This window comes from Lacinutrix neustonica (genome assembly GCF_026625145.1).
In the GTDB taxonomy this organism is placed as follows: domain Bacteria; phylum Bacteroidota; class Bacteroidia; order Flavobacteriales; family Flavobacteriaceae; genus Lacinutrix; species Lacinutrix neustonica.
Map to the genome: position 1 here is coordinate 2,649,879 of NZ_CP113088.1, position 25,042 is coordinate 2,674,920.

23 protein-coding genes and 6 pseudogenes are annotated in these 25,042 nt (G+C 36.3%); 14 read left to right on the top strand and 15 right to left on the bottom strand.

Annotated features, from left to right (window positions below):
• Window positions 1-46: 46 nt before the first annotated feature.
• The 3 genes from N7U66_RS14455 to N7U66_RS14465 all read right to left on the bottom strand — a co-directional run bounded on the left by N7U66_RS14455 (window position 47) and on the right by N7U66_RS14465 (window position 2,637).
• Window positions 47-727: a response regulator transcription factor gene (locus tag N7U66_RS14455; RefSeq protein ID WP_267675902.1), complete on the bottom strand. Its 681-nt coding sequence runs from the start codon at window positions 725-727 to the stop codon at window positions 47-49.
• On the bottom strand, window positions 717-1,511 hold the full coding sequence (locus N7U66_RS14460; protein WP_267675903.1) for a sensor histidine kinase: 795 nt from the start codon (window positions 1,509-1,511) through the stop codon (window positions 717-719). The genes N7U66_RS14455 and N7U66_RS14460 overlap by 11 nt, the downstream gene beginning before the upstream one ends.
• Before the next feature lie 688 nt (window positions 1,512-2,199).
• Window positions 2,200-2,637 (bottom strand): hypothetical protein, encoded by a 438-nt coding sequence (locus tag N7U66_RS14465; protein WP_267675904.1) that lies wholly within the window; start codon window positions 2,635-2,637, stop codon window positions 2,200-2,202.
• 169 nt (window positions 2,638-2,806) lie between these two features.
• Here N7U66_RS14465 and N7U66_RS14470 point away from each other — a divergent pair, with 169 nt between their 5' ends.
• On the top strand, window positions 2,807-3,166 hold the full coding sequence (locus N7U66_RS14470) for a hypothetical protein (protein ID WP_267675905.1): 360 nt from the start codon (window positions 2,807-2,809) through the stop codon (window positions 3,164-3,166).
• A gap of 39 nt (window positions 3,167-3,205) precedes the next feature.
• Entirely contained in the window at window positions 3,206-3,772 is a 567-nt protein-coding gene (locus tag N7U66_RS14475; protein ID WP_267675906.1) for a phage tail protein, read from the top strand.
• A gap of 28 nt (window positions 3,773-3,800) precedes the next feature.
• Here the strand turns inward: N7U66_RS14475 and N7U66_RS14480 are convergent, their stop codons facing one another.
• A complete protein-coding gene (locus N7U66_RS14480; RefSeq protein ID WP_267675907.1) occupies window positions 3,801-4,787 on the bottom strand; it encodes an SAM-dependent methyltransferase in 987 nt (328 codons plus the stop codon).
• 155 nt (window positions 4,788-4,942) lie between these two features.
• Here N7U66_RS14480 and N7U66_RS14485 point away from each other — a divergent pair, with 155 nt between their 5' ends.
• The 5 genes from N7U66_RS14485 to N7U66_RS14505 all read left to right on the top strand — a co-directional run bounded on the left by N7U66_RS14485 (window position 4,943) and on the right by N7U66_RS14505 (window position 9,437).
• Window positions 4,943-5,401 (top strand): hypothetical protein, encoded by a 459-nt coding sequence (locus N7U66_RS14485; RefSeq protein ID WP_267675908.1) that lies wholly within the window; start codon window positions 4,943-4,945, stop codon window positions 5,399-5,401.
• Between the two features lie 271 nt (window positions 5,402-5,672).
• Window positions 5,673-6,200 (top strand): hypothetical protein, encoded by a 528-nt coding sequence (locus tag N7U66_RS14490; RefSeq protein ID WP_267675909.1) that lies wholly within the window; start codon window positions 5,673-5,675, stop codon window positions 6,198-6,200.
• On the top strand, window positions 6,151-6,939 hold the full coding sequence (locus N7U66_RS14495; protein ID WP_267675910.1) for a hypothetical protein: 789 nt from the start codon (window positions 6,151-6,153) through the stop codon (window positions 6,937-6,939). The genes N7U66_RS14490 and N7U66_RS14495 overlap by 50 nt, the downstream gene beginning before the upstream one ends.
• Window positions 6,890-7,900, top strand: a complete 1,011-nt coding sequence (locus N7U66_RS14500) for a hypothetical protein (RefSeq protein ID WP_267675911.1) — start codon at window positions 6,890-6,892, stop codon at window positions 7,898-7,900. The genes N7U66_RS14495 and N7U66_RS14500 overlap by 50 nt, the downstream gene beginning before the upstream one ends.
• Window positions 7,893-9,437, top strand: coding sequence for a T9SS type A sorting domain-containing protein (locus N7U66_RS14505; protein ID WP_267675912.1), 1,545 nt, complete (start codon window positions 7,893-7,895; stop codon window positions 9,435-9,437). Before N7U66_RS14500 ends, N7U66_RS14505 begins: the two co-directional genes overlap by 8 nt.
• A gap of 87 nt (window positions 9,438-9,524) precedes the next feature.
• Here the strand turns inward: N7U66_RS14505 and N7U66_RS14510 are convergent, their stop codons facing one another.
• The 3 genes and pseudogenes from N7U66_RS14510 to N7U66_RS14520 all read right to left on the bottom strand — a co-directional run bounded on the left by N7U66_RS14510 (window position 9,525) and on the right by N7U66_RS14520 (window position 12,234).
• On the bottom strand, window positions 9,525-10,049 hold the full coding sequence (locus N7U66_RS14510; RefSeq protein WP_267675913.1) for a hypothetical protein: 525 nt from the start codon (window positions 10,047-10,049) through the stop codon (window positions 9,525-9,527).
• A gap of 110 nt (window positions 10,050-10,159) precedes the next feature.
• Window positions 10,160-10,631, bottom strand: a pseudogene (locus tag N7U66_RS14515) (Lrp/AsnC family transcriptional regulator).
• 239 nt (window positions 10,632-10,870) lie between these two features.
• Window positions 10,871-12,234, bottom strand: a pseudogene (locus N7U66_RS14520) (saccharopine dehydrogenase family protein).
• A 112-nt stretch (window positions 12,235-12,346) separates the two neighbouring features.
• Here N7U66_RS14520 and N7U66_RS14525 point away from each other — a divergent pair.
• Complete coding sequence (locus N7U66_RS14525) at window positions 12,347-12,736, top strand: DUF423 domain-containing protein (protein WP_267675914.1); 390 nt, start codon at window positions 12,347-12,349, stop codon at window positions 12,734-12,736.
• A gap of 67 nt (window positions 12,737-12,803) precedes the next feature.
• Window positions 12,804-14,421: pseudogene (pckA, locus tag N7U66_RS14530) on the top strand (phosphoenolpyruvate carboxykinase (ATP)).
• Between the two features lie 70 nt (window positions 14,422-14,491).
• Here pckA and N7U66_RS14535 read toward each other — a convergent pair.
• A pseudogene (locus N7U66_RS14535) lies at window positions 14,492-15,236 on the bottom strand (uroporphyrinogen-III synthase).
• Window positions 15,237-15,261: 25 nt separating this feature from the next.
• Window positions 15,262-15,906, bottom strand: a complete 645-nt coding sequence (locus N7U66_RS14540; RefSeq protein WP_267675915.1) for a DUF4271 domain-containing protein — start codon at window positions 15,904-15,906, stop codon at window positions 15,262-15,264.
• A 109-nt stretch (window positions 15,907-16,015) separates the two neighbouring features.
• Here N7U66_RS14540 and N7U66_RS14545 point away from each other — a divergent pair, with 109 nt between their 5' ends.
• Genes N7U66_RS14545 through N7U66_RS22645 form a run of 4 tightly spaced genes read left to right on the top strand, consistent with a single transcriptional unit; the run spans window position 16,016 to window position 18,581 of the window.
• Complete coding sequence (locus tag N7U66_RS14545; protein ID WP_267678535.1) at window positions 16,016-16,738, top strand: polyprenol monophosphomannose synthase; 723 nt, start codon at window positions 16,016-16,018, stop codon at window positions 16,736-16,738.
• 6 nt (window positions 16,739-16,744) lie between these two features.
• Window positions 16,745-18,091 (top strand): dihydroorotase, encoded by a 1,347-nt coding sequence (locus N7U66_RS14550; protein ID WP_267675916.1) that lies wholly within the window; start codon window positions 16,745-16,747, stop codon window positions 18,089-18,091.
• Window positions 18,088-18,309, top strand: coding sequence for a hypothetical protein (locus N7U66_RS14555; RefSeq protein WP_267675917.1), 222 nt, complete (start codon window positions 18,088-18,090; stop codon window positions 18,307-18,309). Before N7U66_RS14550 ends, N7U66_RS14555 begins: the two co-directional genes overlap by 4 nt.
• Window positions 18,306-18,581 carry a hypothetical protein gene (locus N7U66_RS22645; RefSeq protein WP_390886657.1) on the top strand — a complete coding sequence of 92 codons (276 nt, stop codon included), beginning with the start codon at window positions 18,306-18,308 and terminating at the stop codon, window positions 18,579-18,581. The genes N7U66_RS14555 and N7U66_RS22645 overlap by 4 nt, the downstream gene beginning before the upstream one ends.
• A gap of 104 nt (window positions 18,582-18,685) precedes the next feature.
• Here the strand turns inward: N7U66_RS22645 and N7U66_RS14560 are convergent, their stop codons facing one another.
• Window positions 18,686-19,588: an NAD-dependent epimerase/dehydratase family protein gene (locus N7U66_RS14560; protein WP_313791254.1), complete on the bottom strand. Its 903-nt coding sequence runs from the start codon at window positions 19,586-19,588 to the stop codon at window positions 18,686-18,688.
• A gap of 88 nt (window positions 19,589-19,676) precedes the next feature.
• On the opposite strand from N7U66_RS14560, the pseudogene tyrS reads away from it, so the two are divergent.
• A pseudogene (gene tyrS, locus N7U66_RS14565) lies at window positions 19,677-20,988 on the top strand (tyrosine--tRNA ligase).
• Between the two features lie 202 nt (window positions 20,989-21,190).
• Here tyrS and N7U66_RS22110 read toward each other — a convergent pair.
• The 5 genes and pseudogenes from N7U66_RS22110 to N7U66_RS14585 all read right to left on the bottom strand — a co-directional run bounded on the left by N7U66_RS22110 (window position 21,191) and on the right by N7U66_RS14585 (window position 24,892).
• Entirely contained in the window at window positions 21,191-21,454 is a 264-nt protein-coding gene (locus N7U66_RS22110; RefSeq protein WP_313791537.1) for a YHS domain-containing (seleno)protein, read from the bottom strand.
• Between the two features lie 11 nt (window positions 21,455-21,465).
• A complete protein-coding gene (locus tag N7U66_RS22115) occupies window positions 21,466-21,636 on the bottom strand; it encodes a hypothetical protein (protein ID WP_313791255.1) in 171 nt (56 codons plus the stop codon).
• Between the two features lie 59 nt (window positions 21,637-21,695).
• Window positions 21,696-22,675 (bottom strand): annotated as a pseudogene (locus N7U66_RS14575) (LuxE/PaaK family acyltransferase).
• 164 nt (window positions 22,676-22,839) lie between these two features.
• Window positions 22,840-23,199 carry a T9SS type A sorting domain-containing protein gene (locus N7U66_RS14580; protein ID WP_267675918.1) on the bottom strand — a complete coding sequence of 120 codons (360 nt, stop codon included), beginning with the start codon at window positions 23,197-23,199 and terminating at the stop codon, window positions 22,840-22,842.
• Window positions 23,183-24,892 (bottom strand): T9SS C-terminal target domain-containing protein, encoded by a 1,710-nt coding sequence (locus N7U66_RS14585; RefSeq protein ID WP_267675919.1) that lies wholly within the window; start codon window positions 24,890-24,892, stop codon window positions 23,183-23,185. The genes N7U66_RS14580 and N7U66_RS14585 overlap by 17 nt, the downstream gene beginning before the upstream one ends.
• Between the last annotated feature and the right edge of the window lie 150 nt (window positions 24,893-25,042).

A 25,042-nucleotide genomic window follows, 5' to 3' on the forward strand; every position in this document is an offset into this window, starting at 1 on the left:
AATTTAAAACGCTTTTCTTTTTTTGGGAGGCCCGGTCGTTGGTAGTTTAAAAGGTATCACTTTCTAAAGACACCAATTTATTTTTAAGGGCATATATCACCGGACCGGCGACGTTTTTAGATTCTGTTTTTAGCAGTAAATTATTACGGTGTCCTTCTACTGTTGCGGGACTAATAAATAATTTTTCGGCGATATCACCAGTGGTCAATTGCTTACAGATTAAGGTTAATACTTCTTTTTCACGTTTGGTGAAATAGGTGGTGTCAAAACTGGATTTCACTTTTTTATCTGCAGGATTAACAATGCTTTCATGAATGTACTGCATCACCTGTTCGTCATAGTAAAACCCTTTGTCTGCCACTTCTTCAATCGTTTTTATCATTAAAGCAGGCGTACTGTTTTTTGCTAAATAAGCGACAGCACCAATAGAAATCATATTTAATATGAAGGGTTTACTAAAGTAACTGGTTAACGCGATCACTTTTATTTCCGGAAATTCTTTTTTTATTAGTTTAGTCACTTCTACGCCATTAAGTTCTCGCATTTTTAGATCGGTAATAACGATTTCACGCAAGGGTTCGGTACTACGCAGTTCTTTAATTAAGTACGCTCCATTTTCAACATCAAAAATCACATCTATAGTATCATTGCTTTCTAAAATGGCTTTTAGTCCTTGTCTAAACAAAAGCTCATCGTCTGCTAGTGCGATTTTTATTTTATCTTTCATAATTACAACGTATAATAAATTGACTGCCGTTATTGGGTGTGCTTTCTATTTTTAGTGTTCCGTTTAATATTTTTACTCTACTCTTAATGTTTTGTAACCCGATTCCGGATTTTTCCATCACGTCTTTTACCGTAAAGCCTTGGCCGTTGTCTTGATAATGTAATACAAATCCCGTATCATGTTGTTCTATGTATACCATTAATTCATTAGCCTTGCCGTGTCTTACTGAATTGTTAATGAGTTCTTGTACGATTCTAAACACATGCAATTGATCGTTTTTTGAAAGCCGTGTTAAGGCTTCTACATTGTCTTCAATTGCTATTTTAGTGTACTTAGTACAGTCTTCGAACAACTCTTGTAAAGCGGCTTTAAGACCAAATTCATTTAAAATTGGGGGTAACAAGTCGTGCGCTATTTTACGAGCGCTTTCTAAGGTGCCCGTGGTAATATTTAATATTTGTTCTAAGGCTGTTTTCTGTTTGTCGTTTATGGTTTTATCTATTAATAATACATTGGTGGTTAGGCTTACAATGTTTAGTTTAGAACTAATGGCATCGTGTAAGTCTTGAGCAATACGTTTACGCTCACGTTCTTGAATAGCAATAGCGGTTTGCAATATTTTTTGTTGGTGTTTTATTTTTAAACTGGCTTTTTCCTGTTCTTTTTCAACGATCTTTTTTTTCGTATGGTGAAAAAAAGTGATGAGTGTGACGGCCATTATAATTAACAAACTAACACTTATTCCTACGATGCTTATTATTGTGATGTATGTTTTTTCTTCCAAAAAAGAGGGTTTAATTCGTTTGCAGTAGTATAAAGATAGTGCTTAAATATCTTAAGTTTTTCTGTAATTTTTATACCATTCGAAAAACACTAAAATTTGGTATACAATAAATAATAAAGTATTTAATAACCAAAGAATATTTTTCAAATTTGAGGGCCCCTCTTTAAAAAAATTGCCCGAACAAAAAATTAATGTACTGCTAATTAAATAAATAAAGACACCTGAATTCACGTATATATATTCTGTTTTTTCTATCAAAGAATTATAGAAATGGATAACACTAAAAGAAACAATGGTCAAAGACGTCAATACAATTTCTAACAGGTTAAATTTATAATATAAAGAAGGTGTGTTTAAATATTGTATAACCGTAATTGCTAGAACAGCTGTACTTATAATTTTTAGAGTATTTTTTTGTTTTTTACTTTTAAAAAGTTTTAAATAAAAGAGACTTAGTATGATAAATTGGAGTATGAAATAATAGTGTGATAAATATAGGTTATTTGCTCTTTGAATTTGTAAATTAATAGTAAGACACTGTATGATGAGCATACAAAGGAAGTAGAACCAAAGTATTTTAAATATTTTGGTTCTACTAGATAACTTTATAGAGTATAAAATGACATTTATAAATAAAATAATATTACCTAGATGTATTAAAAAATTTAATAATGACATTTAAGCTATGTTAATTTGGGTCGTATAAAGGGCTGTTTTCATCACATGTCGTAGGACACGGTGCAGTAAAATCAAAAATACCAGTGCCATCTAAAGCGGCGACAGCACCATCTACATCACAGTCATCGCACCCGGATGGTTTCTCTCCCTCAATAATATCCCTATGGATGCCTTTACAGTCTACTTTAGTGCCCACAATTAATAATTTTTCACCTCTACCTTCCTGTATCTCGTGATCAATGGCCATGTAGGCACGAACGCCAGAAGAATCCAAATTTTGAATACTGTAATGGCCATCTTCTTGTTTTACAAGCACGTTCATTTCTTCAAGTGCCTCTATTAAATCTATTGCAGGCATTAAAAAGGCCTTGCATTCCTTTTTATATTTCTGTTGCCAATTTTTAGCCCAATTTTTAGCGGGCTTTAGTTTTACTTCATTCTTACTCATGATTTTGGTTTTTAATTAATAAGAGATAAAGCTAGGCATACTAACTCACATAAAAAACAGTAATCGTGAAAACAGGGGTTTCTACGCGATTAAAATAGGCCGTAATTGTACGTTTATTATAAACGCTTATTACCAATAACTTTGTAACACCAATTATTTTAAACAAGTCATGTATACCTTAACCGTAAATAATAATTATATACACAATATTGAAGCCTCAAATGGGGTGACTATTTCCAAAAATAAAAAGCATACCTTTAACGACCGCGGGTCATTGGTTTTAAGAATTCCAGGCATGGCGGATATGAATTTTATCGATTTAGCAGATAAAAAATTGCCCGGCTATCCACAACCAAAAGAAACATGGGGGGTACTCGTAAGGTACAGTAATATGGAAGCGTATTACAGGTATGAGGGTAGTGGAACGCTTAACGCGACGTTCGATACTCTAGGAACCTGTTCATTAACAACCAGTAATGGGTCTATGTTACCCATTTCAATACGAGAATTTGTAATAGAAACTAATTAAATTAAACTATATTATTAATAATTAAAAAAACCAAAAATTATGGAACCATTTATTGCGCAAATTGTCATGTTCGGCGGAAACTTTGCCCCAAGAGGTTGGGCGTTTTGTGACGGTCAATTACTACCTATTTCATCTAACAGTGCTCTATTTTCAATTCTTGGCACTACCTATGGAGGAGACGGCCGTACTACTTTTGCTCTACCTGATTTAAGAGGTAGAGTGCCGTTGGGTCCAAGAACTGGAGCTGGACTTAGTACATACCGTGAAGGACAGAGATCTGGAGAGGAAAGGCACGTGCTTAATGTAACAGAAATGCCAAATCATAATCATATCGCTTCGGGAGAAGTGAAAGTTAACTCTGCAGATGCTACTAAAGCCGTAGCTTCGACAGGTTCTTCTATTGCTACACCAGGAGCCCCAGCAGGTAGAGGAATCAGTCAAACTTATGGTTTTAATGATGCAACGCCTGATGTTGCTTTAAATGCAGCTTCAAATAGTGTTACAATTGGAAATAATGGTGGCAATCAGGCTCACAACAATATGCAACCTTATTTAGCTGTAAATTATATCATTGCTTTACAAGGAGTGTTTCCTTCTAGAAGTTAAAAAACTAAGACAGCTAACACATTATGTGTTAGCTGTCTTCTTGTATTAAAGTCCAATTAGGAATGTTTTCTGTAGTATATCGTAGTTTGTAGGAGCGCTCCTTTACTGAATACAAAGAAGATACACAGTACGGATTGGTTATTAACGATTCACCAGCATTTAACTTAATACCGGAGTAGATCTTTATATTTGTATTTATACAAATATCAGGTGTGTTCGCATCAATAGTTCCTTTCTCTATTGTTTCAGAGTCAAAACAAAAAGCATTATTATTTTCAAATATGGTATCTTTTGTTATTGAAAAAAGGAGCGTGCTTTTTTCAATTGTGTTCAACACTCCCTTACAAACACCTTCTTTTTCTTTGAATTTCGGTTCTTTGGAAAAAAAAGAATGGCGGGTAGTAAGCGTAATTTCTTCCGGTATCAAAATTCCATGAGTACACAGCAAAGGCTGTAGGCTTTTTGTAATTACAACCTGGGGTTCTTTTGTTAGCGCTACATCCATAGTTTCAGAAATAATTAATTGAAAACAATCTTTTATTTGTGCTTGAAAATTAGAGGCATCACAAACGAGGTATTCTTTAACACATTTATCATAACTTAAAAAATTAATAATAGTTTTAACAGATGCTATAGAACTTTCATGAATATCTAAAAACGTTACCTGAATATCATCAGAGTTAAAAAGTGGTAATAAAGGCACTAACAATGTCCCATAAGGCCCGCTACCAGCATATAAAATAGTAATTGCTTGTTTTTTATTTTTTAAATCTAAAATAGCACGGTAGATACCTTTTATAAACCTTGCGGTTCTTACATAATCATTAATACAATCAATGGCGTGCTGGGGAGATAAGGCCATACCGCCATTTACTTCTGTTGCATTGTTTAAAAAAAAATCTCTTAGTAATAATTGATTACTTAAGGTATTGTAATAATTAAAAAGACATTCGACTGCTTTTTGTTCGTCTTTTAAAGACTTTGACTTTAATATGTTTAAAACTAAATTTTTCAAAGCGATCATTTTATTTGCTAATGTACATTTTTTAAGAGAATACTAGCGCTTATACATTTTTTGCCAAGGTTTGTGCTAAAAAAACATTTATTGATACAATTTAATATATTTTTGTGTCTTTGGTGCTTATATAAATTATTAACTAACAAAACATTATGGAACAAAAAACTACACTAATTTTTAGAGGTAAGCATTTATTCTTAAGTCTGCTGCTTGCTTCTTTTTATTTAATGACCAGTTCATTAAATGCGCAAACCACAGAAGACTTTGAAGATGATACCGTTGGAGCTAAATCCTTTACAGATAATGGTCAAAGTTTTATGATTGTTGATGGAGGTGGGGAAACAACTTATGACATTGAAAGCTTTGCTGGTGGAGGATGGAATGGTGCTGGACCTGATAATCAATTTATTGACAATACTAGTGGAACACCAGCTATTGGAGATGGATCTTCTTTTTCTATAACGACAACCGATGGAACAGATATACAAATTAAACACTTCTATTTATTTGTTTCAAATAGAGGTATTACTGGGCCTGCTTCAACATCTATAACTTTTACAGGGAAAAAGGACGGAGTAGAAGCCTATAGTTTTGTTAAAAGTTCGGAATAGTTGATGGATCTTCATTTACACCAAATAATGGATTTACATATATCGATTTTTCAACTGAAGATATAGTTGATCACTCATCTACTAGTGTTGATGAAATTATTATTTCAGCAACAAATGACGCAGACTATTTAGCATTAGACGCTTTTAGATGGGATCTAGCTCCTACTTGTACAGATCCAACGGTGCCAATAGTCACTTATGCGCCAACTACTGTTTGCGAAGGAAATTCTACAACATTAAATATTTCCGGAAACTTAAATGATGCCACACAATGGGCCATTTATACGGGGTCTTGTGGTGGTACGCTACTAGGAACAACGACTACTTCTTCATTTGTGGTTACGCCTTCGGGCCAAGTACCGCATACTATGTTCGTGGTGAAGGCGGTTGTGTAACTCCAGGGACTTGTGGATCTGTATCAGTTACAGTCAACGCTTTACCAATGGTAACTTATACCGCTCCTGCAGATCTTTGTGTTGATGCTGGTGTTCAAACCGGTTTAGGTGGCGGAACAGCTACAGGCGGTGTCTATTCCGGAGCTGGTGTTACTGATGATGGTAACGGTATGACTTACGCTTTCGATCCCGCAGCAGCTGGTGTTGGTGTACATACCCTAACGTATACCTTTACAGACGGTAACGGTTGTACAAACGTAGCTTCTGATGATGTTGAAGTATTCGCTCTACCAACAGTAAACTATACTGCACTTGCCGATTTATGTATCGATGCTGGTGTTCAAGCTGGTTTAGGTGGCGGAACAGCTACAGGCGGTGTCTATTACTGGAGCTGGTGTTACTGATGATGGTAACGGTATGACTTACGCTTTCGATCCCGCAGCAGCTGGTGTTGGTGTACATACCCTAACGTATACCTTTACAGACGGTAACAGTTGTACAAACGCAGCTTCTGATGATGTTGAAGTATTCGCTCTACCAACAGTAAACTATACTGCACTTGCCGATTTATGTCTCGATGCTGGTGTTCAAACCGGTTTAGGTGGCGGAACAGCTACAGGCGGTGTCTATTCCGGAGCTGGTGTTACTGATGATGGTAACGGTATGACTTACGCTTTCGATCCCGCAGCAGCTGGTGTGGGTGTACATACCCTAACGTATACCTTTACAGACGGTAACGGTTGTACAAACGCAGCTTCTGATGATGTTGAAGTATTCGCTCTACCAACAGTAAACTATACTGCACTTGCCGATTTATGTCTCGATGCTGGTGTTCAAACCGGTTTAGGTGGCGGAACAGCTACAGGCGGTGTCTATTCTGGAGCTGGTGTTACTGATGATGGTAACGGTATGACTTACGCTTTCGATCCCGCAGCAGCTGGTGTTGGTGTACATACCCTAACGTATACCTTTACAGACGGTAACGGTTGTACAAACGCAGCTTCTGATGATGTTGAAGTATTCGCTCTACCAACAGTAAACTATACTGCACTTGCCGATTTATGTCTCGATGCTGGTGTTCAAACCGGTTTAGGTGGCGGAACAGCTACAGGCGGTGTCTATTACTGGAGCTGGTGTTACTGATGATGGTAACGGTATGACTTACGCTTTCGATCCCGCAGCAGCTGGTGTTGGTGTACATACCCTAACGTATACCTTTACAGACGGTAACGGTTGTACAAACGCAGCTTCTGATGATGTTGAAGTATTCGCTCTACCAACAGTAAACTATACTGCACTTGCCGATTTATGTATCGATGCTGGTGTTCAAGCTGGTTTAGGTGGCGGAACAGCTACAGGGGGTGTATATTCAGGAACTGGTGTTACTGATGATGGAAATGGAACAACCTATTCTTTCGATCCAGCAGCAGCTGGTGTTGGTGTACATACCCTAACGTATACCTTTACAGACGGTAACGGTTGTACAAACGCAGCTTCTGATGATGTTGAAGTATTCGCTTTACCAACCGTAACATATACGGCGCCTGCCGATTTATGTATCGATGCTGGTGTTCAAGCTGGTTATGTTGCTGATACGAGCACACTATTTGGTGCAGACAATCAGGGCAATTATTTTAGTATCAATATTACGACAGGTGTCGCTACTGTTTTGAATGAAGGTTTTTCTGGAGGTTGTGCATCAGGAGTTACTGCACTTGGCTATGACCCATTAAGTGGTATAGGTTTTGGAGAGGAAACAAATGGATGTGGTAGTGGTTTTATGTTTGATATTGCTACCGGAAATCTACTCGGAGTTGGTTCACCTAATACAGGTATGCCACCATATTTTCAAGGGGTAAGTGTCTATAATGGCGTTTGGTATACGGTTGGTGTAGCTGGTGCTCCGTTGAGTACTTTTAATCCTACAACTCAAGTGTTAACTGAGGTAGGGCCAACAGGTTTAGGCTTAAGTGCTCTTGCTATTGATCCAAATACAGGAATTGCTTATGCAACTACGGGTCAAGGCGTGACAGAAATTTATACTATTGATTTAAGTACAGGAACCCCTACATTATTGGCCGATACGGGTCTCGGTATTGGGTAGTCTCGAATTTCATAATGGGACATTAGTCGCAGGAGGTGCTCAAGGTAATTACGGGAATATATATACAATAAATATTACTACGGGAGCTGCTACATTAGTGGGGTCTACAGGGATTAATACAACAATAACAGGATTGACTTACGGTATGGGTGTATCTCAAGGGCTAGGAACACCAATAGGAGGCGTTTATAGTGGTTCAGGAATAACAGATGATGGTAACGGAATAACGTACTCTTTCGATCCAGCAGCCGCTGGAGTTGGTGTACATGCCATTACGTACACATATACAAATACAAACGGCTGTACAAATGCAGCGAGTGATAATATTGAAGTATTCGCTTTACCAACAGTAACCTATACGGCACCAGCCGATTTATGTATCGATTCCGGAGTTCAAACTGGTCTAGGTGGTGGAATAGCTACAGGAGGAGTATATTCAGGACCTGGTGTTACAGATGATGGAAATGGAACAACGTATTCTTTCGATCCGGCAACAGCTGGTGTAGGTGTACACACCCTAACGTATACCTTTACAGATGGTAATGTATGTACAAACGCAGCTTCTGATAGTATTGAAGTATTCGCTTTACCAACAGTAAACTATACGGCACCAGCCGATTTATGTATTGATGCTGGTGTTCAAGCTGGTTTAGGAGGTGGAACTGCTACAGGCGGTGTCTATTCCGGAGCTGGTGTCACTGATGATGGTAACGGAATGACTTACGCTTTCGATCCAGCGGCAGCTGGTGTTGGTGTACATACTATTACTTACACCTTTACAAATGCTAACGGCTGTGCAGACGCAGCTTCTGATGATGTAGAAGTTTTTACTTTACCAACAGTAACATATATGGCTCCTGCAGATTTATGTATCGATGCTGGAGTTCAAACTGGTTTAGGAGGTGGTACAGCTACAGGCGGTGTCTATTCCGGAACTGGTGTGACTGATGATGGTAATGGAACAACGTATTCTTTCGATCCAGCAACAGCTGGTGTAGGTGTACACACCCTAACGTATACCTTTACAGATGGTAATGTATGTACAAACGCTGCTTCTGATGATATTGAAGTATTAAATGCAGACAATACGGTTTCGCAGGTTGTTGATGTGTTAACAGCGAATCAAGCTGGAGCCACGTACCAGTGGTACGAGTGCCCCAACACTTTATTATCATCAGAGACTGGCCAAAGTTTTACAGCGACTGCTCTTGGGGACTACAAAGTGGTGATAACGAATAGTAGTTGTGTTGTAGAATCCTCTTGTGTTTCAGTAACGACATTAGGTCTCAATACATTCGACGTAGCATCTAAGTTTTCTATGTATCCAAACCCGAGTAATGGGCAGGTAAAAATTAAGTCTACTATGGGTGGTGACTTTGAAATTGTTAATTTACTAGGCCAAACGGTAAAAGCATTTGAAGTTAAAGCCAATGTAGAGACTACGGTTTTTATTGGAGAGTTAAGTGAAGGCTTGTATCTTGTTAAAGCGACGAATCGTTCTAATATAGCTAGCAAAAAATTAATTATTAAAAAGTAACTTAATAAGTAGTTTATATACAAAGCGTGAATTCTTTATAGAATTCACGCTTTGTTTTTTTATAAAAATAGTGTTGTCTTTGGAAGTTTAATCAACATAATCCAACTCTGTAAAAGAGCCGGTCATTGCTGTGGTATTATTGCCATCTATAGAGGCGGCTGCAACACTAAAATGTCCTGAAATTAAACGATGACCAGGTGCTGTAGGGTGTGTTCTATTATTAGTAATAGTAACGCTACCACTTGTTGAGAAATATGAAATCTGAGGTTGTTGTTGTCTTATTAGGGTGTAGGTCGTAAAATTATTGGCATCAATATTCCCCATGTCCTTAACAGTGCCTTTATCAAATCCTTCAGTTCCATTTAAAAACAAGGTAATTATATCGCCATTCACATCTGCAATATCGATACTTAAGGTGTTGCCATTGGTTCCTTTTGTAATTTGATACACCCCTATTATAAACGAATATTCGGTATAAGCTCCGCCATTAATTACGGCTTGAAATTCTGCTTCACCTGCTGGAGGGTTTTCAGGAGCATCATCATTTTTACTACAGGACGCCAGTGTAATCACCGTTAAAACTAAAAAAGCATAATGTTGTAGGGTCTTCATAATGTTGAGGTTTGAGTTATATGGATAGTACCAGTGCCATTTTAAAGAGCATGTCTTTTTTTAGTGTTGATTTGGGTATATGTGTATTCTAGTATAAATGAAATAGGTTTTTAAATTTTAATCTGCCTTTCAATCTGCTGGTCTAAGGAAATAAATGTTTCGGTTCTCGAAACACCGGATATGGATTGTATTTCACTATTTAATAAATGCATTAAATGCGCATTGTCTTTACACAATATCTTAATTAAAATACTCCAATTACCCGTGGTATAGTGACATTCCAAAACTTCAGGGATTTTTTTAAGTTGTTTTACAGCTTCAGGGTTACTCATGGCTTTATCCAAATAAATGCCAACAAAAGCCATGGTTGTATAGCCTAAAACCTTTGGGTTTATAACAAATTTGGATCCTGCAATTAAACCAGATTTTTCAAGTTTCCTTAAACGCTGGTGGATGGCTGCTCCAGGAGATACCTACTTGACGTGCTATTTCTAAAACAGAAGTTCTTGCATCCTGCATGAGCGCACGGAGTATTTTTTTATCGATGCCATCGATGTGTATGTTTTGATTTATAACTTTCATATGTATCTCTTAAGAAAGCTGGGCGCTTAGGTTTAGCATTTCTACGCAGGCAGAAATTTATTAGGTTTTAATTTATAATTATCAAAGCGAATGACGCATGAATCTACAACATAAAAGTAATCAAATGATTTTAACTTGACATGAGATATTACTTTAGGGAAAGAAACAGACACACTTTGTGCTTTCGAAAAGTAAAAAACACATCAAGTAATTCTCACCTTATGGCTATCTTTATTAAATTATGCGTTTAAAGGATTGTAGCCTAAATAAGGCACATGTTTCTCTTTAAAAGCAATGCCAAAACTTTTTAATTCTTCTAAAATAGGATCGTAAACCTCTTTGCTAATGGGTCTTAAAACACCTGGTGTTGTGATTTTTTTATTTAAAATTGCCAATGCGGCAATAGCGACTGGTAAACCAACAGTTTTTGACATCGCTGTATAGGTTTGGTCTTCACCTAAAGTGACCATGGTGGCATCAATCTGATGTTTTTCACCATCTAATTCGTAACCAAACTTATGATACATCACAATCATATCTTTGTCGGTTTCATCTAAAGACCAACTGTCCATCAAAATCTTTTGTAAGATTTGTGCAGGTGTCGCTTTTTTAAGTCCTACCATTTTTGATGGACTAAAAATATCTAACTCTTCAAATTTATCCCAAATAACATCGTCCTGATCAATTTTTAAAGCATGTCTAAATTTCAATTCGACCGAGTCTGTAGGGCTGTAAGCTAAAAAAGAGTTTACAAAATCGCGATAACTCATGTTTTCGCTATCATCGATGGTGTAACTGTCATCTGTCATACCGAGTGCGACAAATACATTCCATGCCCGACTGAAGCCCACGCGACGAATGGTGCCTCGGTAAAGTGTTTTTACATCATTAAGGGCATAAATGCTTTGATATTTTAACGAATCACGGTTAGCATAGCCTTCAAAGCGTCCAAAACCTTCCACTTCCAAGAATTCTGTACGTCTAAATAATCGGTTATATGGAATATACTTATAAGTACCTTCTTGTAAAAATTTAGCAGCACTTCCTTGTCCTGCAACGACAACATTTCGAGGGTTCCATGTAAACTTGTAGTTCCATAAGTTGTTGTCGCTCTCCGGCGCAACTAAGCCACCAGTAAAGGATTCGAATAAAATTATTTTTCCCCCTTCGGCTCTAATACGATCGATCACCTGCATAGCACTCATATGGTCAATGCCGGGATCGACTCCAATTTCATTCATAAAGACTAAGCCTTTTCTTTTTACTTGTGTATCCAAAGCCTGCATTTCGTCACTCACATAAGACGCCGTGACCATATTTTTATCATAAGTAACACAATCTTTAGCCACTTCAATATGGAAACGAGCAGGGAGCATAGAAATAACAATATCTGCATTTTGAACGGCGTCTGCTCTAGATTTTTTATTAAAAACATCTAAAGTAATGGCCGTGGCATTTTCGTGATTGTCTATTAATTTTATGGCAGTACCTATGTCTAAATCACCAACGGTAATATGAAGATCTTCACTTTTAGATTTATCTAATAAATATTTAATTAAATAGGAAGTCGATTTCCCGAACCTATGACCAAAATCTTTCGCATAATGATAATTGTTGAGTAGTTTTGTATTTAGCAATTGAATTTTAAAAGGCATTGCCATTAGATCGCGAATGTAGTAAAATACAAGCGTTATTAAAACTCAAAATAAAATAAAATGAATAAAAAAGTATTGATATCAGCTGGAGTTACGGGTGTGTTAGCCGTTTTAATTGGAGCTTTTGCAGCGCATGGATTAAAAACTAAAATATCCAATGAGGCCATGCAGTCTTTTCAAACGGGCGTGCGCTACCAAATGTATCATGCCTTACTTTTGTTGTTTGTTGGTAGTACGTCCATGCTTTCAATAAAGAGTAAAAAAATGATTTGTTATATGGTAATTATGGGCGTCTTTTTCTTTTCGTGCTCCATCTATGGGTTAGCAACCAATGCCTTGTCCAATTTCGATTTTAAAACAATAGGATTCATCACTCCAATAGGAGGTCTTTTTTTAGTAGGTGCCTGGATAACAATGATTATCGGGTTTTTAAAGTTTAAAATGAATTAATCTTGAATTTAACGTCGCTTTTTTTATAATAATCATTAATTTTGTAGCTTAAACAACAAACTAAATTATGGTAAACCATACAGACTCTACGAAAACGATTTCGTTAGAACAATACGGTATTAAGAATGCTACTATTCGATACCAATTATCACCTAAAGATTTACAGGAGATTACAATAGAAAAAGACCAAGGTGTTAAGACAGCCTCCGGAGCTTTAGCTGTGAACACTGGTGAATTTACGGGTCGCTCTCCCAAAGACCGCTTTATTGTTAAAGATGACATAACAAAAGATCGTGTCCGGTGGGGCAATATAAATATTCCTTTTGATCCTGATAAATTTGATAAACTGTACGATAAAGTAACGGCTTACTTATCAGAAAAAGAGGTATTTGTTAGAGATAGTTATGCTTGCGCAGATGAGAACTATAAATTGAACATCCGGGTTATTAATGAGTATCCTTGGAGTAACATGTTTGCTTACAATATGTTTCTACGCCCAACGGATGCTGAATTAGAAAATTTTGCGCCGAATGGACCATTGTAAATGCTCCAGGTTTTATGGCGAACCCTGAAGAAGATGGGACACGACAACACAATTTTGCTATTTTAAACTTTACAAAAAAAACAGCTCTAATTGGGGGTACCGGGTATACCGGAGAAATTAAGAAAGGTATTTTTTCTGCTCTTAATTTTATTTTACCAGTTTTTAAAGAGACCTTACCCATGCACTGTAGTGCAAATGTTGGAAAGCACGGGGATACGGCTATATTTTTTGGTTTGTCGGGTACAGGGAAAACAACCTTGTCAACAGATCCGGATAGAAGTTTAATTGGGGATGACGAGCATGGTTGGACGAAAGAGAACACAGTATTTAATTTTGAAGGCGGTTGCTATGCAAAGGTTATAAACTTATCTCGAGAGCAAGAGCCGGAGATTTATGATGCCATTAAAAAAGGTGCTATTCTTGAAAATGTTATTTTAAACGACAAAGGAGAAGTCGATTTTGAAGATACATCCATTACGCAAAATACTAGGGTAAGTTATCCTCTTGATTATATCGAAAATATTAGAGTGCCATCTATTGGTGAAAACCCAAAGAATATTTTCTTTTTAACGGCAGACGCCTTTGGTGTATTGCCTCCAATTTCTAAATTAACACCGGCGCAAGCAGCCTACCACTTTATTTCACGGTTATACCGCTAAAGTAGCAGGAACAGAGGCTGGTGTAGTAGAACCACAGCCTTCCTTTTCTGCCTGTTTTGGTGCGCCCTTTATGCCACTGCATCCTACAAAATATGCCGAGATGTTAAGTAAGAAAATGAAAGATGCTAATGTGAATGTCACGGTTAGTCAATACGGGTTGGTCCGGTGGATCTTATGGTGTAGGAAGTCGTATGAAACTAAAATACACGCGCGCGATGATAACAGCGGTGTTAAACGGTGATTTAGGACTCTATAATTACAATGACTATCATATTCACTCTGTATTTGGTGTGGCGCAACCTAGGTCTTGTCCTGGTGTTCCTGATGAGGTGTTAAGCCCTAGAGCTATGTGGGATAATGATAAAGCGTATTATGATACGGCATTTAAATTAGCGAATGCGTTTAGAGATAATTTTACGCAATTTGAAGAAAATGCTAGTGAAGAAATAAGAAGGGGTGGCCCACAACGTTACTCTTATTAACAAGCAAAAGCAGACATAAAAAAAGCGACCAATTGGTCGCTTTTTTATGTCTGCATATAAATAATAAAGGTTATTTTTTATTAACCGAATCAATGTATTTCTTAAGGGCCATGGTCATAGAAGGCGTTTCAGGCGTTGGAGCAGAAATATCTACTCTTAACCCTTTAGCTTCAACCGCTTTTATCGTAGAATTGCCAAAAACAGCAATGCGTGTGTCATTTTGTTTAAAATCAGGGAAATTATGAAACAATGAATCTATACCGCTTGGACTAAAAAACACCAAAATGTCATAGGTTACATTTTCTAAATCTGATAAATCACTAATTACTGTTCTATAAAAAACAGCTTCTTTCCACTTTACATCTAAAGCATTTAAAACTTCAGGAACTTCGGTTTCAATTTATCGGTGGTAGGTAATAAAAACGCCTCGTCTTTATACTTCTTAATTAAAGGAGATAATTCTTCAAAAGTTCTCTTACCAACATAAATTTTGCGCTTTCGGTATACCACGTACTTTTGAAGATAGTAAGCAACCGCTTCACTCGGCAAAAATACTTCATACTGTCCGGGACTTTGAAGCGCATTTCGTCTGCTATTCTAAAATAGTGATCTACGGCATTTCTACTGGTTAAAATTATAGCAGTAAATTTAGTGAGATCAATTTTTTGTTGTCTGATTTCTTTCGAGGGCACGCCTTCTACATGAATAAAAGGTCTAAAGTCTATTTTAACTTTTTGTCTTTCAGACAAATCGAAATATGGCGAATTTTCTATTTTAGGTTCAGGTTGCGAGACTAAAATTGTTTTCACTTTCATATTTTTTTAGTTTTGTTTAACCCACTCATTTAGTAATTAATTTATACAAAATGAAATAAGGGGAAATTTCAAGTGTGCAAAGATACAAAATAAAATAAAATAAGTTGTTTTTTAATAGCCTAAGATTGTCTTTTATAAAGATTAAAATACCTATTAAATTAATTAAAAGTAAAAGGGTTACAAAGGTTATGATAATAGTCTGTGTCACATCAAGAGTGTATATAAGTAGAGCGTTCAAAGGGATTAACAGCAACCCTATAAAAGTTTTGTAACTGATTTTTACAAAGAGATATTCGCTAATAATGCTGTCCATTTTGAGTATGCTACTCACCAGCCGTTCCATTAAAATTTTCACGGTAATAATAATGAGGATGGCAAAAGCTAGTTTATAAAGCGTTATTTGTGAGCTGGGGTCGATGTGACTGTTCAAATGATAACTCACAAAACCCAAAATAGAAATTCCAATAACGAGATTTGAAAACAGAAGTGCTTCAAAAGTATCCGGAAATTTCTGGTCACGCGCATAAATCTTTAAATACCGGTAATTAATTAGAATAGAAGCAAAATCACGAAATCGTTTTGGATATAAGAGCTTAGTAATACTAACTAGTAGTAAACACAAGACTAATAAAACGGTATAAATTTCGGTTGATATGATTTCTCTAAGCATGTTGTAAAATTATTATAAAAAATTAGAGAAGATGCATCATTATTAAGAAATATTTAGAAAAAACTAACCTTCAAATATGTACATTTGCCTCATAAATGAAATTGAGTTAATGCAAGACGCTCTAGTTATTATTCCAACATACAACGAAATCGAAAACATTGAAGCTATTGTTAAAGCGGTGTTTACATTAGATAAAGCGTACGATATCTTAGTGGTTGATGATAATTCACCAGATAAAACTTCGGAGCGGGTAAAGCTGCTTCAGCAAGAGTATAAAAACCGGTTATTTTTAGAAGTAAGAAAGGAAAAAGCAGGGCTGGGGACCGCCTATATTCATGGTTTTAAGTGGGGATTGGAGCGCCATTATGAGTATATTTTTGAAATGGATGCTGATTTTTCTCACAATCCCAAAGATTTAATCAGACTTTATGATGCTTGCCGTAAAGAAGGCGCCGATGTGAGCATAGGTTCTCGCTATATTAAAGGGGTTAATGTCGTAAATTGGCCCTTAAGTCGGATCATACTTTCTTATGGCGCCTCAATTTATGTAAAACTTATTACTGGCATGCGCGTGCAAGACGCAACAGCTGGTTTTATATGTTATAAAAGGAAAGTCCTTGAAGCCATAAATCCGGATGACATCAAGTTTATAGGATATGCGTTTCAAATTGAAATGAAATTTAATTCTCATTTAAAGCATTTTAAAATAGTAGAGGTTCCTGTTATTTTTACCGATAGGATTAAAGGTAAATCAAAATTAAGCTCAAGTATTATATCTGAGGCCATTTTTGGAGTGATCTCTATGAAATTAAAAAGTATATTTAATAAATAACGCTAGATGAACAATAGAATAACACTCATAAAAAATGCGAAAATTGTTAATGAAGGCACTGTTTTTAATGGTGACATTCTAATTGAGGGTGAAAAAATAATCAAAATTGATGCCTCGATTAGTGCGAAATCGGCAGATGTTAATGTGTTTGATGTAGAGGGTAAATATGTGCTACCGGGAGCCATAGACGATCAAGTTCATTTTCGAGAACCGGGATTAACGCATAAAGCCAATATTGAAACGGAATCGCGTGCAGCCATTGCTGGAGGAATCACCTCCTTTATTGAAATGCCAAATACAAATCCGCAGACCACCACCATAGAAAAACTAAATGAAAAATTTACCATCGCCAAAGCGACATCGTATGCTAATTATTCATTTATGTTTGGTGGTACTAATGATAATTTAGATGAGATTCTAAAGTTAGATCCAAAACAAGTGGCTGCTTTAAAATTATTCTTAGGGTCTTCAACTGGAAATATGTTGGTGGATAACCCTGAGGTTTTAGAGAAAATATTTTCTAGTACCAAATTGTTAATCGCTGTTCACTGTGAAGATGAAGCCACTATTAGAAAAAATACAGAAATCTATAGAGAACGCTATGGTGATGATATTCCCATGAATTTACATCCTATTATTCGTAGTGAAGAGGCCTGTTACCTCTCTTCCTCTAAGGCTATTGAATTAGCGAAAAAAACAGGAGCCCGTTTACATGTGTTTCACTTGTCTACAGGTAAAGAAACCAAATTGTTTAGTAACAAGATCCCATTAAAAGATAAGAAAATAACAGCGGAAGTATGCATTCATCATTTGTGGTTTAGTGATAAAGATTATGACGAAAAAGGGACACTAATAAAATGGAATCCAGCGGTTAAAACCGAAAAAGATAGAGATCAATTATTAAAAGCGTTGTTAGATGATAGAATTGACGTTATTGCCACAGATCATGCGCCACATACATTAGCAGAAAAACAAAATGTATATGCCAACGCGCCGTCCGGCGGCCCTTTAGTGCAGCACGCGTTACCAGCTTTGTTGGAAATGCATCATCAAGGAAAGATTTCAATTGAAAAAATTGTAGAAAAGTTATGTCATAACCCAGCGATTTTGTTTGAAATAGAAAAACGAGGGTATGTTAAAGAAGGTTATTATGCAGACTTAGTGGTGGTCGATTTAAATAATCCATGGACAGTAAATAAAGATAATATTTTATACAAATGTGGCTGGTCTCCATTTGAAGGCACAACTTTTAAATCAAGAATCTCACATACTTTTGTCAATGGAGGGTTAGCCTACAAGAATTTTAAGTTTTATGAGACAAAATATGGAAAACAATTAACATTCGACCGATGAAAAGAAAACTGCTTATAGGTCTAATAATGGGTTTTGTTTTAGTCTCTTGTTACGATGTTAAAAAACCTAAAAAACCATCTTCTATAATCTCTAAAGATAAAATGGTTGTTGTTTTGGTAGATATGTCCATTATGTCTTCTGCAAAAGGAGTGAATAAAAAAAGGCTTGAAGAAAATGGTATTGTGCCGAATCGTATATATATGAAAAACATGGTATAGATAGCACTCTTTTTGCTGAAAGTAATGCATACTATGCTTTCGATATAAAAACGTATGACGCTATTTATGCAAAAGTAAAAGATAGTTTAACAGCATTAAGAGACAAATACAAAGCCATAGAAACTAGAGAGGACAAGGAGAAAGAAAAATTAGATTCTCTTAAGCTTACTAAAATTGTAACTGAAAAAAAATTAAACAAGGAAAGAGAGAGTACGTCCAAGAAACTAATACCCAATTTAAACGGGCAGCTAAATCCTTTGAAATCTAAATAACCTCGTCTTTTAAAAATATGGCCGCTGTAATTACTATGCTATCAGTAATTGGTGTAAACTGAGTTTTTAAATGTTTTTTTAATTTAGTCGAACTATACGTTGTTTTAGAAATTAAAGTATTTGCAAGTTGTCTCGGTGAGTTTTCTTCGTTTTCCAAATAGTTTATTTGTTAACCAATCCAGTCTCCAACCCAGTAGCAATAACCATTTTTTAGCTTCTTTTCCAGGAGGTTTAACGTTTAGAGCGTGTGCAATGGATTTAATAAATTGCTCATAACTCCAGTTCTCAGCCACAATAATAAACCGTTCATTTATAAGAGCGCTGTTCATGAGTTGGGTCATACTGTTTACCACATCATGCACAGCAACCAAAGGTACTAGTCCGGAAGTGTAGTAGTTCGTGCCTTGGTGCACTGTTTTAAAAATGGAGCCACTACCATGCTTCCAAATTCCAGGACCTATTATGACGCCAGGATTAATAATAATGGTATGTAACCCTTCTTGAGCACCACGCCATACTTCCAGTTCTGCACCATATTTAGTAATAGCATATACACTGTTGTCTGCTTCAGGATTCCAATCGATTTCTTCGGTCGTTATAACTCCTTGCTTAGGCTTGCCAATAGCTGCTATAGAGCTCACGTAACAGAGTTTTTTTATGTGTTCTGAGAGACATAAATTCACAATATTCGCAGTGCCTTCAATGTTAATTTTTTGAAGGCTATTGAATTTATCAGGTTCAAAAGAGACGAAAGCGGCACAATGATAAACGTGAGTAATAGATTTGAAGGCTTCCATTAAAGATGGTATGTCGTTTAAGTCGGCTTTCACCCATTCAATAGAGTCAAAAAGCGTATCGGCATTTTTAGTATAATAAGAAAAGATGCGTTTAACGTTTTTTAATTTCTTTTCATTGCGGTATATCGCCCGAACAGCTTGGTTTTCACTTAATAATTTAAAAAGTAAATGAGCACCTAAGAATCCTGTACCGCCAGTAATTAATATCATCTGTCTAAGGTAATAAATATTCAATATTGTATCTTAATTATACAGCTATTTTTATCTTTGCGACGCGATACACAAAAGCACAAGAAAAATGGCAAATACATTTGTAGAAGAATTACGTTGGAGAGGAATGATACATGATATCATGCCAGGGACAGATGAGCAACTCAATAAGGAAATGACAACGGCATATATAGGATTTGATCCTACTAGTGACTCGCTACACATTGGAAGTTTAGTGCCAATTATTCTTTTGGTTCATTTAGAAAAAGCAGGACATAAACCTGTGGCTTTGGTTGGCGGAGCCACGGGTATGATAGGTGATCCTTCAGGAAAAAGTGACGAACGAAATTTATTAGATGAGGCCACTCCGGCACATAATGTGGCGGGCATTAAATCGGTACTCTCTCGATTTTTGGATTTTAGTTCCTCTGCTAAAAATGCACCGGTTCTAGTTAATAATTACGATTGGATGAAGGATTTCACCTTTATCGATTTTGCCAGGGATGTGGGTAAGCGTATTACTGTGAATTACATGATGGCAAAAGATTCTGTAAAGAAACGGTTGTCTCGGTGAAGAAGGTAACGTGGGAATGTCTTTTACTGAATTCACATATCAATTAATTCAGGGCTATGATTTTTACCATTTACATAAAACTTTAGATTGTAAATTACAGATGGGTGGCAGTGATCAATGGGGAAATATAACTACAGGTACAGAGTTAGTGAGACGTATGAATGTAGGGGATGAGGCAGCAAAAGCCTATGCTATGACTTGCCCATTAATTACCAAAGCCGATGGGTCTAAATTTGGTAAGAGCGAAGGCGGGAACGTGTGGTTAGATACTGAAAAGACTTCGGTATATAAATTCTACCAATTTTGGTTAAACACGACTGATGAAGATGCAGAGAAGTATATTAAAATTTTTACATTTTTAACTAGAGCAGACATTGACGCTTTGATTAAAGCGCATCAAGAAACGCCACATTTAAGAACATTGCAAAAGCGGTTAGCGGAGGAAGTAACTATTTTTGTGCATAGTAAAGCAGATTTTGATAAAGCCCAAAAGGCTTCGAACATCTTATTTAGTAAACATTTTAATGAAGAGATTAGAACTCTCGATGAAAAATTATTTTTAGATGTTTTTGAAGGGGTTCCCCAAGCTGAAATATCTAAAGCAGATCTAGCTGAAGGTGTAGACATGATCGCTGCACTTGCAGATAAAACCAATTTTTTATCCAGTAACTCTGAAGCACGACGCGCTTTAAAAGAGAATGCGGTTTCTGTGAATAAAGAGAAAGTTACGGCGGATTATAAGATTTCTACTGAAGATTTAATTAATGATCAATACATCGTACTAAATAAAGGTAAGAAGAACACGTATATTATTAAAATAGTATAAGGCTATTGCATACATTCCAAGAGACCTCACAGCATTTGAAAGCTGTGAGGTCTCTTGTTTTTTTGACTAGCATCCATATATAACAAAACGGACTTCCAAAGTGGTATTTGTATAACAAGAAGCCCGCCTGCAAAGTTGCAAAACGGACTTCTAAAAATTAGTCAACCAACTAAAACTAATTTTTCTTTAACATAACACTTAATCAATCTTTTTCACTAATCAATCTCCAATTTTGGTCGGCTTTTTGTTGCAAACCTTTCACATCTTCTTTTTTCCATAATTTTAAGGTGTTAGTTCCCCAAGAATTATAGAACAAATAGAGTTTGCCATCCCGTATTTCGAACGTTTCTGCATCTATTGAGACTTTTTTTGCTTTTTCAGCAATAGCGTACGCACAATAGCCACCGTATTGTGGCAAGTAGTGTTTTGGATTTTTGTTGAACGCTATGACATGTTGTTTAGAGATAAACTTATAGTTTACACCATCGTACGTCGTGGTATATTTTTTTTGCCTTCTTCTGCTTTATTTTCAAAATAAGACACAACGTCGTAGCCTTCAGCGGCGTACCCGTTTTTGGTATTGTAATCAGTTTGGGCGTAAGTTGCGAAAATCCCAAGGGAAATGAATATATAAACCAATGTTTTCATAATCGGTTTGTCGCTATATCTGCTCAAATATTACAAACAACACAATAGTTATGGACAATTTATAAAACCATGAGGTTACACCCACGAATATCACTAGTATCAAAGCGGCCTATAATTTCAAAAGTATGGTTTGAATACGTACGACCTAAATCCTGAGTAGCAATAAAAGAGCAGGAGTTAATGTTTGCGGATCAATAATATTAATAGCACCTGTTTTACCTTTTGCTTGAATAGTTAGCGCATCTTCTGTATCTCGTGTTATTATTTTCATCCAGCTTGGGCATTCAAAAACACCTTGGCCTTTAGAATAAGCTTGGCTCAATAACTCGGTCATCCCATACTCACTGTGAATACGGGCAACACCAAAGCCGGTTTTGAGCAACTCATGTAATTCTTCTCGAATGAGCTCTTTACGCCGGCCTTTCATACCGCCAGTTTCCATAATAATGGCGTTGTTTAGATTAAAGGTATGTGATTCTATTAAATCTAATAGGGCAAAGGAAACGCCAATAAGTAGTACTTTTTTTCCTTCAGCATCTAATTTTATAAGTGTTTTACTTAAGGCCTCAAGATTATCTAAATAGAAGCCGCTTTCCGGATGTTGTGATTGTTTTATCATCGCATCTACCATATAAATTAAAGAAGATCCCTCTCGTTCTAAATAGCTTGGTAATAATGCAAGCACAACATACTCATCAATAGCCCCATAAAAATGCCTAAAGGCGAAGTGGAAACTGTTTTCATACATCTTTAAATCGGTGACATGGTGTTTACTGGTTGTATTTCCTGTAGTGCCGCTACTTGTAAAGGTTTTCTGAATGTCTTCTGAAGAACTTAATACTTGATGAGATTTAAAAAACTGGATGGGTAAAAAGGGAATGTCTTCAACAGATTTAATATCACTTGGGTGCTTGTACAACAAATCACAAAAAGAGCGGTACACCAAATTATTTTCAAATTGAAATTTAAAAACAGACAACGCCATAGCGTTAAATTCGGCTTCTGTTTTTATATTGAAAATGGCTTGAGAGTTTATCATTATACCGCAAAAATAGCAAATAAAGATAGTAATATTAAAAAGATCCTGTTCTAAAAACGGAGGTATTCGAGGAAGCATTTTAAATAACTTAAGAAATAGGATCTCATATAATAAAAAAGAGCGTTATAATAGATAACGCTCTTTTAAAGTATAATAAGTAAAGCTTATTTAATCACTAATTTCTTAGTAACAGTGGCTCCATTTTGATTTAATTTTAAAATATAAAGTCCCGTATTTAGTTTAGAAACATCCAAACGGTTGTTTATTGTTTTATTTAATACTTGCTTTCCTAGAATATCGAACACAAGGATATTAATCGCTTCGTTAGAAGCTGTAGTAATCTCTATATATCCTGTATTCGTTGGATTTGGATAGATTGAGAAGTTTAATTTATTGTTAAATACTGTTTTGCTTAATGTGTTTGAATAAGTCGCAATTGGGTACGGTGAGGTGGTAGCAGCATTTGTAGTGCCTCCTTCTAATTGATTAGTCCCACTAAAAGTCCAATTAGATTCTACAAACATATTTCCATCTCGGTCCCGAATTAGATAATCTGTACGCCCAACCATCTAAATAGTCCCATGTTTCTCCAGTGCCGTCTACATTTACATCCCCAAAAGTATCAATGATCTGACCGTTTTCATAAAGTTCTATTGAATCATCGCCATTAATCCCTACAACTCCGTTTACGTATGTTGGCGCCATACCAAAGAAATTATTGAATTCCGTGCCTTCAGTAGCCAAGAAAATTCTATCACCAGCAGCTATGGCGTCAGCGGGAAAACTATACTCTATATTTCCAGCAGAAGATCCTGCGCCATTTGTTATAGAGCTAATTCCAAAAACACTTAAATCTGGTATGTCAGCTAAGGCGTATAACTCAATGCCTTTGGGTGTTCCACCCGGATTTGGACCGTCATAAACTCCAACTAAAACCAAAGCATTTGTTGGGGGACCAAAGACCGTGCCTGACACAGCTATAGTTTCGTTTGTTACGCCCGTAGAGGATACAGTGATGTCTCCAGTGTATGTGTTGATTGTTAAGCCAGCAGCTAGTCTTACATAAACATTTGTTGTTGCAACTGTCCCTGATCCATCCGGTGTTATAGATACGTTAGGGCTAAAGGTTACGTCATCCATAGAAACTTCATAGTTCGTAGGAGCAGAAACGCTAATATCTGAAGTTAAAAACAAACCTTCAACGGTAAATACATCTGCAGCAGATGGGCCAGCGCCTTCTGTATAATTTAGAGGGTCTAAAAAGGCAACAACTGTGATTTGCGGATTTGCGGGAGACACTGTTCCGCTTACGCTTAATACATCAGAGGCTGTTGTAGAAGTAGCGGTAACATCTCCAGCATAAGTATTAACAGCTAAACCTGCGCCAAGTCTGATGTAAACGGTCGTTGGATTAGCAGTACCAGCAGTTTGAGTTACTGACACAGAATTTGTAAATGCACCTCCGGAAGTTAAAGATAATTCAAAATTTGCAGGAGCAGTAACTGAAATATTTTGAGTTAAATTAATACCTGACACAGCGAATGATTCTTCGCCTGAAGGACCATTATTTTCAAAGTAATCCATACTACCAACAGTTCCGGAAATAGTCACTGTTGGTGTTGTCGATGCAGTTGTTGAATACGAACCAAAAGGAACAAAAGTACTAAGTGCATTTGCACCATTACAAAGACCTTCTCCATCTAGCGCATTAAGAGCGCCGTAAGTAAAATCTACACTTAGGAAAGTGCCAGCATTAGCTGGTACTCCATCAACTCTGTAGTAATAAGTGTCCAAATGTTCCCAAGATTGTCCTGTTCCATCAACATTGGTTTCACCAAATTGATCAATAACGTTAGTGTTGTTGTCAACAATTTGAAAAGCATCATCTCCATTATCTGTAACTGCACCACTTACCAATACATTACTAGTAATGCCGAATTCTGATGACAATGCGGCAGAATCATTCGTGATATATGCGAAAGCATCAGTAATACTGCCTAGTGTTGATAAATCTATATTTGTAGTAAACCCACCTCCATTAGACTGTCTTACAAGATTCCAACCAGTAAAGTCTATAGTTCCGTCAACATATATTTCAACGGTTCTTCCCAATTGACTCGGGCATGGAGAATCCACATAACCGGTAATAAGAGCTTCTTGACCAAAAGAAACACTAGTCATAAGGATTGTTAAAAATAAAAAGTAAATTTTCTTCATAATTATGCGTTTTAAATTAGACTGTAAAAATACTAATATTATACAAATGGAATCTCTTTTACTAGATGTCCGGCTGGTTTTTAACGATAACATAACATGTGTTGCCTCTCACATTAACAGATGATTCATTTTTTTCCTTCTATGGGTTCC

Excerpts from the sequence above, each read along its gene's own strand:
- N7U66_RS14545 (WP_267678535.1), top strand. The coding sequence starts at position 16,016 with ATGCAAGACGCTCTAGTTATTATTCCAACATACAACGAAATCGAAAAC.
- N7U66_RS14550 (WP_267675916.1), top strand. The coding sequence starts at position 16,745 with ATGAACAATAGAATAACACTCATAAAAAATGCGAAAATTGTTAATGAA.
- N7U66_RS14475 (WP_267675906.1), top strand. The coding sequence starts at position 3,206 with ATGGAACCATTTATTGCGCAAATTGTCATGTTCGGCGGAAACTTTGCC.
- N7U66_RS14560 (WP_313791254.1), bottom strand. The coding sequence starts at position 19,588 with ATGATATTAATTACTGGCGGTACAGGATTCTTAGGTGCTCATTTACTT.
- N7U66_RS14490 (WP_267675909.1), top strand. The coding sequence starts at position 5,673 with ATGGGCCATTTATACGGGGTCTTGTGGTGGTACGCTACTAGGAACAAC.
- N7U66_RS14580 (WP_267675918.1), bottom strand. The coding sequence starts at position 23,199 with ATGTTTGTAGAATCTAATTGGACTTTTAGTGGGACTAATCAATTAGAA.
- N7U66_RS22115 (WP_313791255.1), bottom strand. The coding sequence starts at position 21,636 with ATGAAAACATTGGTTTATATATTCATTTCCCTTGGGATTTTCGCAACT.
- N7U66_RS14470 (WP_267675905.1), top strand. The coding sequence starts at position 2,807 with ATGTATACCTTAACCGTAAATAATAATTATATACACAATATTGAAGCC.
- N7U66_RS14585 (WP_267675919.1), bottom strand. The coding sequence starts at position 24,892 with ATGAAGAAAATTTACTTTTTATTTTTAACAATCCTTATGACTAGTGTT.
- N7U66_RS14485 (WP_267675908.1), top strand. The coding sequence starts at position 4,943 with ATGGAACAAAAAACTACACTAATTTTTAGAGGTAAGCATTTATTCTTA.
- N7U66_RS14525 (WP_267675914.1), top strand. The coding sequence starts at position 12,347 with ATGAATAAAAAAGTATTGATATCAGCTGGAGTTACGGGTGTGTTAGCC.
- N7U66_RS14540 (WP_267675915.1), bottom strand. The coding sequence starts at position 15,906 with ATGCTTAGAGAAATCATATCAACCGAAATTTATACCGTTTTATTAGTC.
- N7U66_RS14465 (WP_267675904.1), bottom strand. The coding sequence starts at position 2,637 with ATGAGTAAGAATGAAGTAAAACTAAAGCCCGCTAAAAATTGGGCTAAA.
- N7U66_RS14555 (WP_267675917.1), top strand. The coding sequence starts at position 18,088 with ATGAAAAGAAAACTGCTTATAGGTCTAATAATGGGTTTTGTTTTAGTC.
- N7U66_RS14510 (WP_267675913.1), bottom strand. The coding sequence starts at position 10,049 with ATGAAGACCCTACAACATTATGCTTTTTTAGTTTTAACGGTGATTACA.
- N7U66_RS14455 (WP_267675902.1), bottom strand. The coding sequence starts at position 727 with ATGAAAGATAAAATAAAAATCGCACTAGCAGACGATGAGCTTTTGTTT.